This window comes from Maritalea sp. (assembly GCF_047634455.1).
In the GTDB taxonomy this organism is placed as follows: domain Bacteria; phylum Pseudomonadota; class Alphaproteobacteria; order Rhizobiales; family Devosiaceae; genus Maritalea.
Genome location: NZ_JBLIAI010000108.1, coordinates 1 through 4,332 on the forward strand (window position 1 = coordinate 1; position 4,332 = coordinate 4,332).

General features: G+C 50.8%; 3 protein-coding genes. All 3 read right to left on the reverse strand.

Annotation, left to right across the window (positions count from 1 at the left end; genetic code table 11):
* Window positions 1–103 precede the first annotated feature (103 nt).
* The 3 genes from ACJAZW_RS15180 to ACJAZW_RS15190 all read right to left on the reverse strand — a co-directional run bounded on the left by ACJAZW_RS15180 (window position 104) and on the right by ACJAZW_RS15190 (window position 4,261).
* Window positions 104–2,101: an acetyl-CoA carboxylase biotin carboxylase subunit gene (locus ACJAZW_RS15180; RefSeq protein WP_415159613.1), complete on the reverse strand. Its 1,998-nt coding sequence runs from the start codon at window positions 2,099–2,101 to the stop codon at window positions 104–106.
* A gap of 249 nt (window positions 2,102–2,350) precedes the next feature.
* Entirely contained in the window at window positions 2,351–2,710 is a 360-nt protein-coding gene (locus ACJAZW_RS15185) for a hypothetical protein (protein WP_347828300.1), read from the reverse strand.
* 18 nt (window positions 2,711–2,728) lie between these two features.
* A complete protein-coding gene (locus ACJAZW_RS15190; protein WP_347828299.1) occupies window positions 2,729–4,261 on the reverse strand; it encodes an acyl-CoA carboxylase subunit beta in 1,533 nt (510 codons plus the stop codon).
* Window positions 4,262–4,332 lie beyond the last annotated feature (71 nt).

Here is a 4,332-nt window from a genome sequence, read left to right on the forward strand (position 1 = left end):
AAAATGCCGATACGGCAGCAAGAAATGAGTAAGCCCTGACTTCTGCTCCGCCAAGCTGCAAAACTGCAGCACATCATGCGCTGCAGTAATTCAGCGAGCAACATCACTCAAACTCCATGATGATTGTATCCACAGCCAAGCTGTCGCCGGGGGCAACATGAATTTTGCTGACAACTGATTTTCGTTCAGCGCGCAAAATATTTTCCATTTTCATTGCCTCAACCGTGCAAAGCGATTGACCTTCTTGCACTTCATCACCGATGGCAACTTCAACCTTAACGATCAAACCTGGCATTGGGCAAAGCAAAAGCTTTGACGTATCCGGTGGCGTTTTTTCTATCATCAGCTTGGCCAATTCTGCTTGGCGTGGGCTGCGCACAGTCACCTTCATATCTGCGCCGCGGAACCGGATGCGGAAACCGCTGGTGCATTTTTCAACTTTCAAAGCAATGTCAGTGCCATCCACATTCATCAAGGCCAGTGACTTGCCCGGCGTCCAATCGCTAGCGATCCGGTGGCTGCCAGTCTCAAAGTGAACGGTAGAGCCATTGGGATCCGCGGCAATATCCACAGTAAAATCATGGCCCTGCACACTTACGACCCAATCATCACGTACGCGGCGCTCATGATTGTCGATGCGCCCTGATACCCGCGTCCGGCGAATTTCGCCCAAGCGGTACATGGCAGCCGCACAGGCTGCGACGATTTTGAGGGTCACGGTGGGCAAGGCCACCCCTTCAAATCCATCAGGATATTCTTCCTCAATAAAGGCCGTTGTAATAGTGCCAGCGCAAAACTTTGGATGATCCATAACCGCAGATAAAAATGGGATGTTGTGAGCAATGCCTTCCACCTCAAAAGCGTCCAAAGCGTTGCGCATTTTGTCAATAGCCGATGCCCGATCTGGGGCCCAAGTGCAAAGTTTAGCAATCATCGGATCATAAAACATGCTGATCTCGCCGCCTTCGAACACGCCCGTATCATTGCGCACAACAGAAGTTTCGTTGTGGCCTTCGACCGGAGGACGATAGCGGGTCAGACGACCGATTGACGGCAAAAACCCCCGGTATGGGTCCTCGGCGTAAAGACGACTTTCCATGGCCCAGCCTTTAATTTTAACGTCTTCTTGCTTAAGGCCAAGAGCTTCGCCATTGGCCACACGGATCATCTGTTCGACCAAATCTACCCCTGTGATAAGCTCCGTCACGGGATGTTCGACCTGCAAACGGGTGTTCATCTCAAGAAAGTAAAAATTTTGTGCGCTGTCGACGATAAATTCCACAGTCCCCGCGCTGGTATACCCCACCGCTTGCGCCAGTGCACAGGATTGCTCACCCATGGCCTTGCGCACTTCGGGGGTGAGGAATGGGCTCGGGGCCTCTTCAATCACCTTCTGATTGCGCCTCTGAATCGAACACTCGCGCTCATTGAGATAAATGCAATTGCCATGGCTATCGGCCAAGACTTGAATCTCAATATGGCGCGGCTGGGTGACGAATTTCTCAATAAAAATCCTGTCATCGCCAAAACTGCTGGCCGCTTCATTCTTGGATGATTGAAACCCTTCGCGCGCCTCGGCATCGTTCCAAGCAATACGCATGCCTTTACCACCACCGCCAGCGCTGGCTTTGAGCATCACAGGATAGCCAACCTCATTGGAGATTTTGACGGCCTCATCAGGGTCAGCGATAACGCCCATATAACCCGGCACAGTATTGACGCCAGCTTCTTTGGCCAGCTTTTTGGACGTGATTTTATCGCCCATGCTTTCAATCGCATGAGCTGGCGGGCCGATAAAGACAACCCCTTCAGCTTCCAAAGCTTCGGCAAACAGCCGGTTCTCAGACAAAAATCCATAACCCGGATGCACCGCTTGCGCACCTGTTTGGCGAATCGCCTGCATCACTTTTTCGATCACAATATAGGATTGATTGGCTGGAGATGGACCGATGTGAACCGCCTCATCCGCCATTTGCACATGCAAAGCCTGCGCATCAGCATCGGAATAAATTGCCACGGTTTTGATTCCCATAGTTTTAGCTGTTTTGATCACACGGCAGGCAATCTCACCACGGTTGGCAATTAAAATTTTATCAAACATTTGGGAATCCTTCTTGGCGCGCACAGGCCGATGACAAAGTGCTGCGCTTAAAAAAGAACCGGCTCCGGCAAAAGCCAGAACCGGTTGAGGAAAGAAGGGGTCGATAGATTCTCAAAACCAATGCAATCAATTTTGAATCTATAACTTCAGCATTATGAAACGCAGATTGCATCGCGCCAAGTGGCGAACGGCATGCCCCTCCAAACTCGGCGCAAAGCCGCGCAATACCCCTGGGGAAGGTAAGCGAATTCACGCCGACCAGCCTTCGGCAAAAATCTGTGGGAAGGTGGCTTGTGCTTTGAGCATATCAACACGCAACAATGCCACGTAGGATTCTGGGTCAAAATCCTCCTGCGCCGGCACAACTTCACGCTCAAAGAACCAAGACAAACGGCCACCATCTAGATTGCCGCGTTCAAAGGGTTCTGCACCAAAATGCTGTACCAAAGCCTGCAGAAAAGCCTCATCTGCCCGACGGTCTGGGGACCGGCGATCTGCATAGCGTTCCCGTCTAATGATTTTAGTTGCACCATCCTTGCTGGCGCGGCGAATGGTAAATTGCGCATCCGTGCCTGCCAAACGGCCGGGAAATCCTCGATGTTTTTCCATTATTGGCTCTCTGCAATCTTAAAGTGGAATATTGTCATGTTTTTTCCATGGGTTTTGCTGGGACTTACCCCGCAGACTGGCAAATGCGCGGCACACCCTCCGACGGGTTGAGCTGGGAATAATAACTTCATCAATGAAGCCTTTTTCTGCGGCGACAAAAGGATTAGCAAACCGCTCTTCGTAATCTGCAACATGCTGTGCAATCTTTTCTGGATCACCAAGATCTCCACGATGGATGATCTCTGTAGCGCCCTTAGCCCCCATGACAGCAATCTCCGCTGTCGGCCACGCATAGTTGAAATCGCCACGCAGATGTTTCGACGACATCACATCATAAGCGCCACCATAGGCCTTGCGGGTGATCACCGTCACTTTGGGAACAGTCGCTTCGCCATAGGCAAACAACAGTTTCGCGCCATGTTTGATGACGCCGCCAAACTCCTGACCAGTGCCAGGCAGAAAGCCCGGAACGTCGACCAGAGTGAGAATCGGAATTTCAAAGGCATCACAAAACCTAACAAAACGTGCCGCTTTCCGGCTGGAGTCAATATCCAAACAACCAGCCAAAACTGTCGGTTGATTGGCCACAATTCCGACGGTTGATCCCTCCATGCGCACAAAACCCGTCAGAATATTCTTAGCAAATTCTTCCTGAATTTCATAAAAATCACCTTCATCAGCAATCTTCGCAATCAGTTCCTTCATATCATAGGGCTGATTGGGGTTAGCAGGGATGAGCGTATCCAAACTGGAATCCACCCGCGCTGGATCATCATAAAATGGGCGCACAGGAGGTTTTTGACGATTGTTTAGCGGCAAGAAATCCACCAAACGCCGCACTTCGGTGAGCGCTTCGACGTCATTCTCAAACGCACCGTCCGCTACGGATGATTTTTTTGTATGAGTAGCAGACCCACCAAGCTCTTCTGCCGTGACAATCTCATTCGTCACTGTTTTTACAACATCCGGGCCTGTCACAAACATGTAGCTGCTATCTTTGACCATGAAGATAAAATCGGTCATCGCCGGCGAATAGACCGCGCCGCCGGCGCAAGGCCCCATGATCACACTGATCTGCGGCACAACACCAGACGCCATTACATTGCGCTGAAATACTTCGGCATAACCGGCCAAAGACGCCACACCCTCTTGGATACGCGCGCCGCCAGAATCGTTAAGGCCAATCACAGGGGCACCGTTTTGCATCGCCATATCCATGATCTTACAAATTTTTTCCGCATGGGTTTCAGATAGGGACCCACCAAAGACGGTAAAATCCTGACTGTAGACATAGACCATACGGCCATTGATCGTACCCCAACCGGTCACAACCCCATCACCAGCGTATTGCTGTTCTGCCATCCCAAAATCGACGCAACGATGGGCCTTGAACATATCAAACTCTTCAAAGCTGTCTTCATCCAACAGCAAATCAATACGCTCGCGTGCAGTCAGTTTTCCTTTAGCATGCTGCGCATCGATCCGGCGTTGACCGCCCCCCATACGAGCGACGTCCCGACGTGCTTCTAATTCAGTCAAAATATTGTTCATGGCAGTTCCTCTTTGCCCGTTCATACCCCTCTATCACTACAAAGCGAAGTTGAATTTGGAATATTTGCAAA